This window comes from Ruminococcus sp. RTP21198st1_G1_RTP21198_201120 (assembly GCF_040924265.1).
Taxonomy (GTDB): Bacteria; Bacillota; Clostridia; order Oscillospirales; family Ruminococcaceae; genus Hominimerdicola; species Hominimerdicola aceti.
In genome coordinates, this window is sequence record NZ_JBCOMH010000008.1 from 63,943 (window position 1) to 79,223 (window position 15,281).

14 protein-coding genes and 1 pseudogene are annotated in these 15,281 nt (G+C 39.5%); 2 read left to right on the top strand and 13 right to left on the bottom strand.

What is annotated here, in order from left to right; genetic code table 11:
- The first annotated feature begins 33 nt into the window (after positions 1-33).
- The gene (locus tag AB5627_RS06745) at positions 34-582 is read left to right on the top strand and encodes a restriction endonuclease subunit S (protein ID WP_288177711.1); all 549 of its coding nucleotides are present in this window, start codon (positions 34-36) and stop codon (positions 580-582) included.
- A gap of 15 nt (positions 583-597) precedes the next feature.
- Positions 598-1,524, top strand: a complete 927-nt coding sequence (locus AB5627_RS06750) for a site-specific integrase (RefSeq protein ID WP_022286823.1) — start codon at positions 598-600, stop codon at positions 1,522-1,524.
- A gap of 210 nt (positions 1,525-1,734) precedes the next feature.
- On the opposite strand, the gene AB5627_RS06755 is transcribed toward AB5627_RS06750, so the two are convergent.
- The 13 genes and pseudogenes from AB5627_RS06755 to AB5627_RS06815 form a co-directional block, all read right to left on the bottom strand.
- Positions 1,735-2,694 (bottom strand): SEC-C metal-binding domain-containing protein, encoded by a 960-nt coding sequence (locus AB5627_RS06755; RefSeq protein WP_265290778.1) that lies wholly within the window; start codon positions 2,692-2,694, stop codon positions 1,735-1,737.
- Positions 2,695-2,828: 134 nt separating this feature from the next.
- A complete protein-coding gene (locus tag AB5627_RS06760) occupies positions 2,829-3,575 on the bottom strand; it encodes a hypothetical protein (protein ID WP_265290779.1) in 747 nt (248 codons plus the stop codon).
- Entirely contained in the window at positions 3,569-4,519 is a 951-nt protein-coding gene (locus AB5627_RS06765) for a hypothetical protein (RefSeq protein WP_265290781.1), read from the bottom strand. The genes AB5627_RS06760 and AB5627_RS06765 overlap by 7 nt, the downstream gene beginning before the upstream one ends.
- A gap of 170 nt (positions 4,520-4,689) precedes the next feature.
- Positions 4,690-4,794, bottom strand: a pseudogene (locus AB5627_RS06770) (AbrB/MazE/SpoVT family DNA-binding domain-containing protein); the annotation flags it as partial.
- A gap of 97 nt (positions 4,795-4,891) precedes the next feature.
- Positions 4,892-5,788, bottom strand: a complete 897-nt coding sequence (locus AB5627_RS06775) for a TFIIB-type zinc finger domain-containing protein (RefSeq protein WP_265290783.1) — start codon at positions 5,786-5,788, stop codon at positions 4,892-4,894.
- 50 nt (positions 5,789-5,838) lie between these two features.
- Positions 5,839-6,645: a hypothetical protein gene (locus AB5627_RS06780; protein WP_302837705.1), complete on the bottom strand. Its 807-nt coding sequence runs from the start codon at positions 6,643-6,645 to the stop codon at positions 5,839-5,841.
- Positions 6,646-6,936: 291 nt separating this feature from the next.
- Positions 6,937-8,418: an aldehyde dehydrogenase family protein gene (locus tag AB5627_RS06785; protein ID WP_256322361.1), complete on the bottom strand. Its 1,482-nt coding sequence runs from the start codon at positions 8,416-8,418 to the stop codon at positions 6,937-6,939.
- 23 nt (positions 8,419-8,441) lie between these two features.
- Entirely contained in the window at positions 8,442-9,572 is a 1,131-nt protein-coding gene (locus AB5627_RS06790; RefSeq protein WP_265290807.1) for an iron-containing alcohol dehydrogenase, read from the bottom strand.
- Between the two features lie 28 nt (positions 9,573-9,600).
- Complete coding sequence (locus AB5627_RS06795; RefSeq protein ID WP_022288061.1) at positions 9,601-10,965, bottom strand: aspartate aminotransferase family protein; 1,365 nt, start codon at positions 10,963-10,965, stop codon at positions 9,601-9,603.
- 125 nt (positions 10,966-11,090) lie between these two features.
- A complete protein-coding gene (locus tag AB5627_RS06800; RefSeq protein WP_265290786.1) occupies positions 11,091-12,287 on the bottom strand; it encodes a PucR family transcriptional regulator in 1,197 nt (398 codons plus the stop codon).
- A gap of 63 nt (positions 12,288-12,350) precedes the next feature.
- Positions 12,351-13,253 (bottom strand): agmatinase, encoded by a 903-nt coding sequence (gene speB / locus AB5627_RS06805; RefSeq protein WP_022288059.1) that lies wholly within the window; start codon positions 13,251-13,253, stop codon positions 12,351-12,353.
- Between the two features lie 19 nt (positions 13,254-13,272).
- Positions 13,273-13,935 (bottom strand): cyclase family protein, encoded by a 663-nt coding sequence (locus AB5627_RS06810; protein WP_022288058.1) that lies wholly within the window; start codon positions 13,933-13,935, stop codon positions 13,273-13,275.
- 15 nt (positions 13,936-13,950) lie between these two features.
- Positions 13,951-15,273 carry a M28 family peptidase gene (locus AB5627_RS06815; protein WP_265290787.1) on the bottom strand — a complete coding sequence of 441 codons (1,323 nt, stop codon included), beginning with the start codon at positions 15,271-15,273 and terminating at the stop codon, positions 13,951-13,953.
- Between the last annotated feature and the right edge of the window lie 8 nt (positions 15,274-15,281).

Consider the following 15,281-nt stretch of genomic DNA (forward strand, 5'->3'; position numbering starts at 1 on the left):
TCTAAATATACGTTTTTATAAAAGAGTTAAGGTATTTTCCTTAGCTCTTTTACTTTTCCTTGGGAACAGCATAAGTTGGGAGAATTTGCTGATATTGTAGGCGGTGGAACACCCAGCACCTCAAATTTTGAATATTGGGACGGTGATATTGATTGGTATGCTCCTGCCGAAATTGCCGATCAAATTTTTGTTTCATCAAGCGAAAGAAAGATTACACAGCAAGGGTATGATAATAGCTCTGCCAAGATGCTACCCGTTGGAACGGTGTTATTCACATCTCGTGCGGGTATAGGAAAAACGGCGATTTTACGCAAGGAAGGCTGCACTAATCAAGGCTTTCAATCAATTGTTCCACATATAAATGAACTTGACTCATATTTCATTTTTTCTCGCTCAGAGGAAATGAAAAGGTATGGAGAGACAGTCGGTGCTGGCTCAACTTTTGTCGAGGTATCTGGTAAGCAAATGGCAAATATGGAACTTATGATGCCCACAACAATGGAAGAACAGGTTACAATCGGCTCTTTCTTCCGCAACCTCGACTCCATTATCACCCTTCATCAGCGTAAGCCGTTTTGTTGAAATGGAGGTAATGTGATGTTAAATAACATTAAACATACAGACTTGTTCTGTGATTACTATGAAAGGTGGGTTGCAGTATATAAAGAAGGAGCAATTAGAAAGGTTACATTGGATAAATACAAAATGACAATATCCTGGCTGAAAAGGCTTGTGCCTGAACTTGTTTTGAGTGATCTAAACAGAATTGCTTATCAGCAGCTGCTTAATGATTATGCACTGTATCACGAAAGACAAACAACAATGGACTTTCATCATCAGCTTAAAGGAGCGATACTTGATGCGGTTGATGAAGGGCTTATTGAGCGTGATCCGACGAGAAAAGCAATAATAAAAGGTAAAACGCCGTCGGTCAAGAAAATCAAGTATCTTAATCAGTTTGAACTGCACACGCTGCTGACTTCGCTTGATCTTAAGTCCGGAGTGAACTGGGATTGGTTTATTCTTTTGGTCGCAAAAACAGGTATGCGTTTTTCCGAGGCACTTGCTTTGACCCCTCGTGATTTTGATTTTTCACATCAAATGCTTTCTATAAGCAAAACCTGGGACTATAAAGGCAACAGCGGTTTTCTTCCAACAAAGAATAATTCATCGGTAAGGAAAATACAAATAGATTGGCAAACGGTTATTCAATTTGCTGAATTGGTAAAGAGTCTGCCAGAAGATAAACCCATATTCGTAAACGGCAAAGTTTATAACTCAACTGTGAATGACATACTTAGCCGTCATTGCAAAAGGTTGAATCTGTCTGAAATATCTATTCACGGTTTAAGACATACTCACGCATCGCTACTGTTGTTTGCAGGCGTGTCTATTGCCAGCGTTGCTCGCAGGCTTGGTCACGCCAGTATGACGACAACACAAAAAACATATCTGCATATCATTCAGGAACTTGAAAATCAAGACGTTGATCTGGTAATGCGTTCTTTATCGGGACTAAGTTAATTATATAAACGTAAATAACGGCTTGCGTTGATGAAGTGTGATAAGGCGAGAAAAAGTTATAGAATGTAAAAACCATAGTAAAGATAGAAAATACAAAATACAACAAACCGCCGCAGGTCACATAGATTTGTGACCTGCGGCGGTTGCATATTAAAAAGTTCAGTACATATGGGCTGAACTTTTTAACGTGATATTGCGTAAAACACAATTTTATTTTCCACAGCATTTTTTATATTTCTTTCCGCTGCCGCAATGGCAGGGATCATTTCTGCCGACTTTTTTCTGAGTGGTATTCTTACCCTCGATTTGAGAAAGCTGACGGAGCATATCCATTTTGACCTTTTCGGGCAGTTCGCTCATAAGGATTTCTTTTCTGTATTCTTCGATATCTGCTTCTCCGCTTTTAAATGCAGCAGTTATATTTGGTCCAAAGGAAATGCTGTCGATAACCTCTTGTCCGCCACGATTTGTCGATAACTCGTGGGGAGTAAAACCTCTGTTTTGCGGCAGTCGTGTGTTGTTGTTCAAATCGGTGAATAGCTTGATAAAATCTTCGAGCTGGCTTTCTGTCATTTTGAGTTTCACCCTATCAAGCATTTTAGATACCGCATCAAAAGGTCTGTCGTCACAGGTTATTATCAGTATAAAATCGGATATTATATCTTCAGCCCTATGTGCGGACAGCTGTAGCCTTGTGCACAAAAAGTTCATCATTGCTCTGACATATGGTGTGTCGGCAATGTACATATCATCTTTGTATTTAAGAAGTTCCTGCTTTGGAAGTATCTTTAGCGGCTTACCTGCCTGATGTTTGACCATATTATAATAATCTTCATAATCAATATCAACCAAGCAGGAATGAACGAGCTCTCGGTCGATAGGCTCTTCCTTAGGTGCGTCAAGATACAATTCGTCTTTGGCAAGAATGTAGTAATAATGCTTTTCGTGACGTGCTATCTCAGAAAATGCAATGAACTCGTCCAAGGTTATCAAGCCTTTATTCTGCCGGCTGATTATTTTGTAAGCGTCCTTTAGCGGCAATAGCTGGTACAGATTAGCAAAGGTTTCAAAGTAATCATAAAGGAGCGACATAGTTTCCTGCGGCAGGGCAAGCTTTTTATTCATTCTTGTTATTGTACTTTCAGCGTATATTCTAGGAAATCTACTCATTGTGATCTTACCTCGATATTTTTATTCTTTACTTGATTATACATTAGATCAGAATGTTAGTCAAGTGGAGCGGTAAAAATCTATTTTTTTGACATTGTCGGCGATGAACCATATAACAATTCAGCAACACTCTATCATCCAAAAATCCTATGTAACACCCCTATTACATCATCATTTTCTAACCCATAGCTTTTCAATGAATTGCTGTCAAATGGTTCTTGCTCTAGCGTGCCGATAAAAGCGTCAATATCTGCTTTTACTGTTGCAGGTAATTCTGATATGCTTTCAAGTACAAGTTCAGCAGCTATTCTCAAAATGTCCTTTTTGTGTTTCTTGATATCGCTGGAATCAACAGATTCACCGTTGTCTTTTCTCTGCTTTAAATCAAGATATGCCTTTGCTTTAAACAAAATAAGATACTCGGGACGGAGAACGGATAAACCATTTCGCACAACTCTTCCGTCCATCAAGGCTTTGTAATACTCATCATCAAGCAGTATTGCTGATAGGCTTGAAACAGAATCATCTATGTGAATCGGCGTTATCCCTGTCATCTCACGGAGTTCAAAATCATTTCTGCAAAAAAGTTCTATCATTTTCGGATATGTGTCATCTTCAGGTTTATCAAATCTGTAAAGCTGCGGCTTTTGACCATTCGTGGCCTTGTTTCTGTATCTGCCGATCTCAATAAACTCCCAAAGCTTTTCTCCAAATTCAGGAGTGAGAGCCTCAACGATAAGAACCATATCAAGATCTCTTGTCGCCCTAAAAGATGCGTCGTTGCTTTCAAATACAATATCACAGGCAGCACCGCCTATAAGCACATACTGTTCTTCATATCCAGCAAAATGATTTCTGAAAGTGTCTAATCCTTTTACCACACATATTCCTCCAACATTTCATTTATAGATATCATTACTCTTTCGTCCTGCTTTTCTTCATCGGTCAATGATAAAGCTACGCTCAAGGGGTCTTGTATCGACTTCTGCCCATAGTCAATGAAATAGCCAAGCTCAAGAACAATACAGCCAATTTCTTCTCCTCTGCGGATTTGTTTAAGCTTTTTTATTTCTGTGTCAGCCAGCTCTTTTTTCATCACCCCATAGGTAGGAAAGTCATTATCTGACAACAATGAATACTCACACAAAGCAGTAAAGCCGGCCTTTTTCTCCAAGTGAATGTCGCTTGGAAAAGCATATCTTCTGATAACAGGTTTTCTCAAAATATGCTGTATCTGTTTCCACAACTGCTTTACATCAGGCGGAATGGTAATAGCTCTTGACTTGCCTTTTGTGTCGAGAATATTCACATTCAGGTATTCTATTTCATCAAAACATCTGCTTGCTGACGTTTTTGATACCCCCAATTTTTCGGCAGCTGTTGATACTGTTACTTTATCCCACTTTTCATATATCGCAGTAAGTATCAGCTTTTGCGTCAGAAATGAAATAAGCTCGACAGGTGCGATATCACGTTCGCCCGAATTTGAAAGCAGACAGCCAATGAACGGCAAATATATCTGCTTGTCTTTCAGCACAAAAGGGATACCGTCCTCTATAAGTTTTTCCTTTATATAAGTGGTAGCGGATCTAAGAAATAAGGCACAGTTCAGCCCTGAAATATTCTGTACTTTAGCTCTGTCTTTTCGGAGTGCAATAAGCCCAATATCGTTCTTTGGCTGAATTGCAAGCCAGCCCATTCCGTTGGTTTCGACATTTAAGATATCATATCGTCCCTTAAAAGCCAGCGGAAGTTTATCGTACAAGTCGTTATTTTCTTTGATCGTAACTCTTTGTCTTAAAGTTTTTTCTAAGTATTCTTTCATATGCTCACCTTTTTATATTTGTAACGTATTTTAAGTTACAAATATAAAATAACATATTTTTATCAATGTGTCAAGCTGTTTACATATTTTTTCTCACATTATTTTATGTACAGCCTATCCGCCAATCTGAGGAGTGTAAGCAGGTAGTCAAGTTCGCTTTTCAACGTTGTCTGCAACGGGTCGCCCTCACGGATACGCATGGTGCGCCTTATTTCTTTAGGTATGACAACTCTGCCGAGATCGTCGATCCTGCGGACAATTCCTGTTGCTTTCATATTTATGACCTCCGTTGTTTTTTCAAAATTGCAGTAATATTATTTGCAGGTCGGTGGGATTTATGCAGGAAAATGGAGAGCATAGTTGTCAACTGAGTTATAGGTTAGTTAAATAGAAGTACAAAACAATCACGATTGTGAATACAATGATAAAAGCAATAGAAAGTATTGTAGTTTTTGCTGAATTATTATTTGATTTAAGTGAAGGGGCGTGATAATATGGGTCAAGTCTATACAGTTGATTATCTATATTTGCAATAGCATCTAACCACCGTGACCTTTGTCTATACTTATACGATGCTCTGCGGTAAATTGAATAGATATAACTATATTGTTGCCTTAATATTTGCCAGAGATATATTGTTTTCTTTTTATCAGTTATAACTCCTATTATATGTTCAATAGATTCGATCATTCCTAACGATAGTTCGATAAACATATCAAATGTATAGCTACTGTCATTTGATGTATAATTGCCGTTGTTTACGGTGTTCATTACAAAAGAACTATTCATTATACTAAGCAGATCAGCATTAATATTTTGAATCAAGACTTTGTTTTCTTCATATTTATCAGGTGAGTTGTCATAATTGTCATCAATTACAGATATCGAATTTTTTAACACTTTAATTTTCTGTTCTCTTTTAAAGCGGTCAGAATCTACAAGTGCCATTCTTGCTTTTCCATAGCTGGAGTAAAAAATAGCCTCAATATTTGTTGGCTCATACTGCTCTACCATGTTATAGTATTTTTCACATTCTTCCCAATCTTCTTTAGCTTTTGCACGGCGTGCGTTTTCGAGGGAACGCTCTACAAAAGAGGTGTTATCGACTGTGACTTTACTTCCTGACACATCGACCTTGCCATTAACTTCGACAATAAGACGTTTAGCTTCTTCAGGTGAATATTTAGCACCGCAATACTGACAGATAAAGCAGCCGTCCTCTTTGACTAAATCATTGCTACCGCAAACTTCGCATACGATTTGTTTCATGCTTTAACATCTTCTTTCTGTGATTTGTATTTTCGTGATTAAAAAAATTATTATATTTCTGGTCCGCTATAATGTGGTAAACCAGCTAAATCCATGTTTTCGTTATAATAATCAATACTATATACTGACAATGCGAGTGCATTACTTCCATTTGGTGTTATGGATAACAGGTAGACATAGTTTCCGCATTTTACCGAAACCGAATCAGACTCGTCAGTTAAGTAATCTCCGGTGTACCTATATCTTTCTAAAGAAGTGTCAAGAATATCACACGAATCGCTAATATCTTCAGAAGAAAGACCAACATCAGTGTATAAAATTGCACTGGCATAAAACATTCTGAGTATATTTAAAGCGTCAACTTCCGAAATTTCATCGCTCGTTTTTTCAATAGTACAGTCTGCGTCTTCGTAATATTCCCTTATCCATTCTCCTAGATCATCATATATGATAGACATACTTTCAATGCTGTTATCATCTGAGCCGGTAATAGTGCATTTAAGTTTTGTTGGTGTGTTGTTGACAGTTATAGTGCAGATAACCTCAATGTTTCTCGTTTCAGTTTCATTAATGCTGTTTTCGTCATAATCAAAAACAGACATATTTTCTTTTGCATAATCTAAATTCTTTTTTACATTTGTTATAAATGTATCTTCATGGACATCTTGCGTAACCTCGCTTGTGGTTAGCGTGGTGGTCGCAACCTCATCTGACGTTGTTGTTGAGATCGCTGTTGTTGTGAAATCGGTTTGCTGTGAATTATCGGTTGATTCATTGCTGCTTTTAGTATTGTTTCCACAAGAACTTAAAATCAATGTTGAAATAACAAGTGATAATACTAAATAACCATTCTTCATAAGAAATCCTCCATATTCCTTATAGTGCTTTTTTTGACACTATTTATTTTGTACTGTCATTATACCACATTATTTCCACGATTTGTTAAGCTGGCTGCTTAGGATAACGATTACATTTTGTAAACAAAGTGTAAATTTTGCAGATGTAAACGTTGATAGGGGGTGCTTTTGAAATAAGGAGTGGGGAGCGAGGGGTGTTATTTCAAAAAGTGGGGAGTTTTTGAAATAAGGGGGATAAAAAAATTCCGCTGCAGGTCGCATTAATTCGTGACCTGCGGCGGTTTGTATAATCTAGTGGTTATACCACCCAAGAGGTGTACCAGATATATTTATGTTTATCTGCTTTGTTTCCTGATATTCATCAAGACCGCTTGTGCCAAGTTCTCTGCCAATGCCACTCATTTTGTAGCCACCCCACGGGGCTTCTGAAAAGGCTGGGTTATAGCAGTTTATCCACGTTATACCTGCACGAACTTCTTTTATCACCCTTAGAGCTTTTGCGGTATCATTGCAGAAAACAGCACCTGCGAGTCCATAATCTGTATCATTTGCCAATTCTATTGCTTCTTCCTCTGTTTCAAAAGTCAGCACAGTAAGTACAGGACCAAATATTTCTTCACGAACTATTGACATATCAGGGGTGCAATCGTCAAATATGGCAGGCTTGATGAAATTTCCGTTGACAAGATCGTCATCTGTACATTTGTATCCACCGCAAAGAAGTTTTGCTCCCTCTGCCTTTCCTTTTTCAATATATCCAAGTACGTCCTGCATATGCTTTTTTGATATGAGCGGACCCATATCAGGGTTATCAAGAGGAGCGCCAAGGGTAAGCTTATCAGTTCTCTCGACAAGTTTTTTTAGAAATTTATCCTTTATCGATTTTTCTATTATCAGCCTTGATCCTGCACAGCAGACTTCTCCTTGATTTAAAAATATACCCATCATTACCCATTCAACGGTCTTGTCGATATCCGTGTCTGCTAAGACGATATTAGGTGACTTTCCACCGAGTTCAAGCCCTATTTTTTTTACGTTGCCAGCAGCAGCTCGCATTATGCCTTGCCCAACGGATGTGCTGCCTGTGAATGTAATCATATCTACCTTTTTGCTTTCGGCTAAAAGATTTCCAACTGTGCTTCCTGAACCGATGACCAGATTTGCAGTGCCTTTTGGTAGATCACATTTATCAAGTATCTCAAAAAGCTTCAATGCCGAAAGTACCGTTTCAGAGCTTGGCTTGAAAATTATACTGTTGCCAGCCGCAAGTGCAGGGGCTATTTTCCATACGCTCATCAAAAATGGAAAATTCCAAGGTGTGATAAGTGCGCAGACACCCACTGGTTCTTTCACTGTGTATGAGTGCATATTGCCGAAATTGCTGTTTACATTGTAAGTTTGACCGCTTGGTGTACGGATAAGCCCTGCATAATAACGGAAACAATGCACAGCATCGTCAACATCTGCCTGCGCTTCACGCAAGGGCTTGCCGTTGTCCATTGACTCTGTCTTAGCTATTTCATCAATCTCGCTCTCTATCATATCAGCGATCTTTAGAAGCTTGTCGCTTCGTTGCTGAACATCAAGATCACGCCATTCTCTGGTTTTGTAAAAGGAACGTGAGGCACTTTCTATTGCATATTCCACATCTTCCTTGCTGTTTTGCACTATCTCGCCTAACTCTTTGTTATTTGAAGGATCAACAGATCTCAGAACGATTCCCGAAGCGCCTTCAAACCATTCTCCGTTAATGTATGTTTTATATCTGCGCATAGAAAGAACTCCTTTGGCTTGATTTACAGTGACTTTAAATATAGATCTCTTATGTGTGACCTGTCAAATTTTACGGGATGATAGGATATACCTGCTGCTGAAACTTTCATACAGCTGTCTGTCAGCATATCGATATCACTTTCTTTTACTCCAAAATCTGATAACGTACAGGTAAGACGAAGTGAGTCGATAAATTTTGTTATCTGTTCTGCACAATCATTCTCATTATTGCCGCCTAACACTTTTGAAATAAATGCAAGTTTCTGTGGGCCACCTTTTATGCTTGCTTCTGTTACTGCAGGGGTTATGGCTGCAAGACCTTTGCCGTGTACGGCATTCTTGAAACCGCTGACAGGGTGTTCCATACCATGTGCAAGTGTAACACCTGCGGTATTTATGACCATTCCCCCCATTGTGCTTGCAAGACTTATCTTGTCCCAGTACTCTGGATTATTGTCACCCTTAAAAAGCTTTGGAAGATCATCTGCAATAAGCTTCATTGCCTTTTCGCACATAATATCCGTGAATGGTTGAGCAATGCGGCTTATATAGGCTTCCATACAGTGACAAAAGGCATCAAAACCGACACTTGCCAAAACATTTTTCGGCATAGTCATCATACATTCAGAATCAATGATAGACGCCTTTGCAACTATTGCATTGCATCTTAGTGATTTTTTATCTCCGTTTTCCGGGTTTGTTAATACAGCAAATCCGTTTCCCTCACTGCCTGTTCCGCAGGTCGTTGGGATAAGTATTATCGGCAGAGCTTTGCCGCTTTTCAGACGATTGAATATGTAGTCATTTATATCACCGTCATTTACTGCGATAAATGCTGCTGCCTTTGCACAATCCATAACGCTTCCACCGCCGACGCCTATGACCATATCGCAGCCGTTGTCTTTTGCTATTCGTGCAGCTTGCTCAGCTGTCGTTGTAAGAGGATTTTGTGGTACTTTATCAAAAACAGTATATTCGATACCTGATTTTTTTAAGTGACTGCAAATTCGGTTAAGCAACCCAGAGCGCTTTGTGCTGCTTTTTCCTGTGACAACAAGTGCCTTTTTGCCGTGATCGCTTGCGATGATTCCAACAGAGCTGACTTTTCCTCTTCCAAAAACAATATTTACAGGCAGGTAGTAATTAAAATCCATACTCACGTTTAATACCTCTTTTCTTGTATTATTTATCAGACTTTGCTTTTACCAAAGCGGTCTCAAATATCTCAAAGCCTTTTTCAAGTTGTTCGTCTGTTACACACAGAGGGACAAGAAATCTTATAACGTTTCCGTGTGTGCCAGCATTTTCAAGCATTAGTCCCATTTGAAGGGCGTTCTGTATCACCTTAGAAACAAGTTCGCCGTTTGGTTCTTTTTCTGCTTTAGTCTTTACAAATTCCACGCCAAGCATCGAGCCAAGACCTCTTACATCTCCTACCTCTTCATATTTTTCTTTAAGACCGCTGAAAAATATAGTTGCCTTTTTACCTATTTCTTCAGCTTTGCCTGCATAATCTTCTTCCAGCATTATATCCATTACCTTGAGTGCAGAAGCACAGGCAAGAGGATTTCCACAATATGTTCCGCCAATAGTTCCCACAGGTACTGAATCCATAATTTCCTCACGGGCGGTTATTGCACTTATTGGAACGCCGCCGCCAAGAGATTTTGCTGTTGCTATAATATCTGGTGCAGCACCTGCTTCCTTCCAATATTCTGAGGCATAGTATCTGCCACTTCGACAGTTTCCACACTGTACTTCATCAGCAATAAGTAAAATACCATTATCGTCGCATATCTTTCTGACGGCTTTTACCCATTCGATAGGTGCGGGGACAAAACCACCCTCTCCTTGAACAGGTTCGACTATCATTGCTGCAATATCACTGGCAGGTGCAGCTTCATCAAAAAGAGTGTTGAGTTTGTCTAGGTAATATGCTATTGCTTCTTGTTCAGAATATCCTTTTGGTGCATGATAAAGGTAAGGGAACTCAGCTCTGTAAATATCAGACGGGAAAGGACCCATTCCCTTTGCATAAGATTTTTTTGCTGTAAGAGCCATTGTAAGATTTGTTCTTCCGTGGAATGCACCAGAGAAGCAGATGATGCCTTTTCTTCCTGTATATGCTTTGGCTATCTTTACTGCATTCTCATCTGCCTCTGCACCGCTGTTTGCAAAGAATGTTTTCAGTTTATCACCTTTGCATGGCATAAGTTTGTTGAGCCTATCAGCAAGTTCAATGTAACCACTGTGTGCCACCACATTGAAAATGCAGTGAAAATATTTTTCTGCCTGATCTTGAACAGCTTTCACGACCTCAGGTCTGCTGTAGCCGATGTTGAGAACGCCGACACCTCCGATAAAATCAAGAAAGATGTTTCCGTCAACATCTTCGAGCATTGCGCCCTCTCCACGCTTGATACATATAGGATATGTATAGCCACAGAGCGCTTTAGGCAGTGCGTTGTCCCTTTTTTTCAAAAGTACACAGGCATTTGGTCCTGGAACCTTATCTGTAATTATAGTTGGTGATGAATTTCTTAGCATTATAAAGTCACTCCTGTTCTTTTATTACGGAAAGTTTTTTCCTTTGATATAATTATAAGAAAAAAACAGTATAACAGCAATGTGTTGTCTTTATAATCTTTATTGTGGTGTATGCACACAATAAATTATGACTGATCTTTTTGACTTTCACGATAGTTTTTGATCTCAAACGCCATTTTAAGTTCAAGATAGACGTCAAGATCATCAAGTTCGCAGCAAAGTATCTTTTTGATCTTATCCATACGATAGCGCATTGTATTTCTGTGGATAAACAGGTGCTCTGCTGCGGCGGCAGCGTTGCAGTTATGATCAAGATAGGCTTCAAGCGTTTTGCAAAGGTCGCCCTCCTGCAAAACATCAGATTGTATCAGTTTGCCTATATGATTATTTACATATTCATCAAGAAACTTATCATTTTTTATCTGCGCGATAAGCGAGTAGATACCGAGATTATCGTAAAAGAATATTTTCTGACTTTTACTTTCAGAGTGTGATATTTTAATGGAGTTCAGAGCTTCCTGAAAGCTTTTCTTTAATTCCGATATGTATTCATATGCAGATCCTATCCCTGCCTTTGCGTCAATGCCGTAGTAAGAATTAATGTGGTCTATTATCCTTGTGAGTATATTGGAGAGCAGATCGCGGCTAAATAACTCCGAGGGGATAAGCATTATGCCTGTATCTATTTGCCAGAGCATCAGCATTTTTTGCAAACCATAGTTTTTAAATTCATATCTGATATATCTTTGCAGATTTTCATAAGAGTCCTGAAGTTTGTTGTTTTTGTTTAACTTCAGCACGACTATGTGATTTTTATCCGATATATTAGTGCCTAGATAGCCTGCCCGTATCTTTATATCAGCGTCATTTATATTAGAGGAATAAATTATTGCAGCAAGAAGCTGATCTATCGAGTTTGTGTTGCTTTCTTCTTCCACCAATGCCTTGCATACGATCTGTGAAAGATCAATGAGGTGCAGATCATAGGACAGTTCAAACAGCGGTAGTTCGTTGTCATTGCAGTATTCGGTCAGCATAGGTGATATCTGTCCGACATTTATAACAAGCCCAGCTATATTCTTTTGGTTCATTTCCACAATCATACTGAGCATTTTGTCATCATTGTCTGTGAGTGCTGCATTTGTGACAATAACAAGTTCTCCTCCGTGTATCAACTGTGAGACTTTAAAATCATCTGAAAGACATTGTGTACAATCGGCAAAATATATCCACCGTATGTTTCTGTACATTCCTGACCCACCCGCTATAAGCTTCATTCCTGAATATATTTTGGGAATGTTCATTAGATCTTCGCAGTTCATTTGTTATCACTCCTAAAAACACCTTTAGCCCATAGGTAAAACTATGGGCTGGAGATGCGAGATTTATCCTTTATTATACATAAGATACATAAGGTCCTGTGCGATCGTTGCCGCCGCAAGTGCGGTGATCTCGCTGTGGTCATATGCGGGAAGCACCTCTACAAGATCTGCTGCTACAACATTGATACCACGCAGTTCGTAAAGTAGTCGCCTTGCCTGAGCTGAGGTAGGACCGCCAATAACAGGCGTACCTGTACCTGGTGCAGCCGAGGGATCGAGAGCGTCAATATCAAAGGTTATGTATACAGGCATATCGCCCACAATGGCTTTCAACTGTCTAGCTAGCTCTTTCATATCCATATTTACAGCGTCCATAGCATAGAAAATATTATATCCACATTTAGTCATTTCAGTTCTTATAAAAACCTGCGCCGAATGTGACGGGTCGATACACCCCTCAGCCTGTAAGTCATATGCGAAGTTTGCGTGGGATACATTTCCATCAGTGGACGGAGTGCTGTCCTGATGAGAGTCAAAATGCAGCAGAGCAAGTTTTCCAAACTTTTCGCTTGCAGCTCTGACCATACCATATGGAATAGTGTGGTCTCCGCCAAGGGTAAGAAGTTTGCTGCCAGATTCAAAAACTTTTTTGGCAGTATTATACGTTTCCTCAAGCATTACCTTCGTTGTATTTGCACCCACATAGTATCCTACATCGCCGTAATCAACGATCTTTGCGTTATCGCTGAGTTTGTAGCTCCATGGGTAGGCAAAGCAGTTTGTAAGCTGACTCATATTTCTTATAGCTCTTGGTCCAAGTCTTGCACCTGGACGATTTGTAACACCACTATCGAAAGGTACACCCATTATAGTTATGTCAGCACATTCAGTATCCTGTGTGTACGGATAAAGATTAAAACTTGGTATTCCTGCATAATGCAGATGTTTCTGAATTTCATATTCCATAATAAATAGCTCCTTTATCTTAAAATGTTATTGCAGTTGCACGGCAGGGACTTCCTTCACCGTTATGCAGTTTTAGTGGAAAGGCTGTAAAAAAGAACTTTTCAGGCAGAGATGATAAATTTACAAGACCAAGTATTATCGGTATCCCTGCCTCTGAAAACTTATAGTCAGGAAGAACGAGGTCAGCTCCTACTGATGAGATCCCGTCATTCGGATCGCCTATCATAGGGCTGTCCATTCCCACGAGTTTTATTCCCTTTGATACAAGATATTCTGCCGCAGGTACTGTAATATATGGGCTTTCAGATACATATTCTTTTTTGTTCCAAAAGCTATCCCAATTTGTTCGGATAATACATATCTCGTCTTTTTCAAGATCATCAGCACCTGCTGCTTTTAGTCTTTTCACTGTTATCTCTTTGCTTTCTGAGAACGGCAGGTAAAGTAACCGAGCGTTACCTGCGAATTTCTCAATAGGGGTCTCGCTTATTCCCTGTGCGTTTTCGCTCCAATGAGCGCTGTTTTCTATGTGAGTGCCTGTGTGGGCTGTCAGTGTATATTCTCTTGCGATATAGCCATTTTTATCGACACACGCAAGATCTTTTACGCTGTATGGCGTATATGGCTCACCATAATACCACATTTTTTCTGTATATTCGCCGCTCAGATCAATTATTTTCATAACATATGCCTCCTGTCAGAAATCCCAGCCATATCGTGTGGCATATATATCAAGCTGTTTTTCAATATCATCAGTGTATCCCTGAGGTATTTTTTCAAGGCTGTCAAGATAGTTTATAAGCTCACTTGAGAAATCAATAGGCTGATCAAAGCCCCTTTTGTCAATGTTTTTCATATCATCAGCAGGCGTATGTCCCCATACGAATCCACCGTTTGACATAGTAAGACTAGGGATTTTGTTTGATGTGAGATTTAGTGTGTCACAGGGAACAGGTCCGGAAAAAATGTCCAACGTTGAGCCGCACTTTTCAAATACTTTTTCAAATATCGCTTCAAAGTCTTTTACGCCTGCATAGGTTATGGAATAAGGCGTTGCCATTCCAAGGATATCGTAATTGATATTATATTTTATACGTTTGTAAATGTCCTGGTTTTGCTGCAAAAAGTATTTGCTTCCGTGCAGACCAGGTTCGTGACCCGACCAGCAGGCAAAATACAAGGTCCTATGTGTTCTGACGCCCTTGTCGGATAGAGCCTTGTATTTTTCTGCTAATGCCATAACAGTGCCTATTGCACCTGCATCATCAACAGCACCTTTGCTGCTGACTGCCGAGTCAAGATGACCTGAGATCAAGATCACTTCATCTTGCTTGTCTGTACCCTCTATCACGCCTATCGTATTGGTGCTTTCTTTTTTCTGAACCTGAGTTTTTAGTTCAACGTGCAGTATGACCTTATCATTTTGGCTGAACAGTTTATTCACATCATTTTTGTTCATTATGAATGACGGCAGCATATACTGTGCTTCTCTGTACTCAAAATTTGAATACACATATGGTATGCCTTGCTGTGACTCGTCTGTTGTGAATATTACGGCAGCGGGTTTATATTTTTCAAGTACCTTGTAGGTGTCTATATCTGGGTAATCCATAAGAACGCTTCGCTCTATAACTACGATCTTTCCTTTGATATCTGTTTTTATACACTTGTCACTGATAGGATAGATCTCGCCGATAACACCCATTTTCTTGACGTCTGAATGTATAAGTACAGCTTCCGCTGTTAAGCCACCCTCTGGTGTATCTGTGCAGAAGCACACATTAGTATGTGGCAGAGGTGTGATTTGCTTGTTTGAGATCAACTCAACAACGCTTTTTTCAGTGTTGCAAACAGGTACTTGAAAATGATGCTGGATATATTTCATGCCGAGAGATCTGAACACTTCGACAGCGTGTTCTGCTGCCTTGTTCATCTGTGCAGTGCCTGCGATACGCTCTCCGCATTCTTCAACAAAAAAACGTGTATGTTTGTATGCTATCTCAGAATAATCTTTGCTCATTGTAGGAT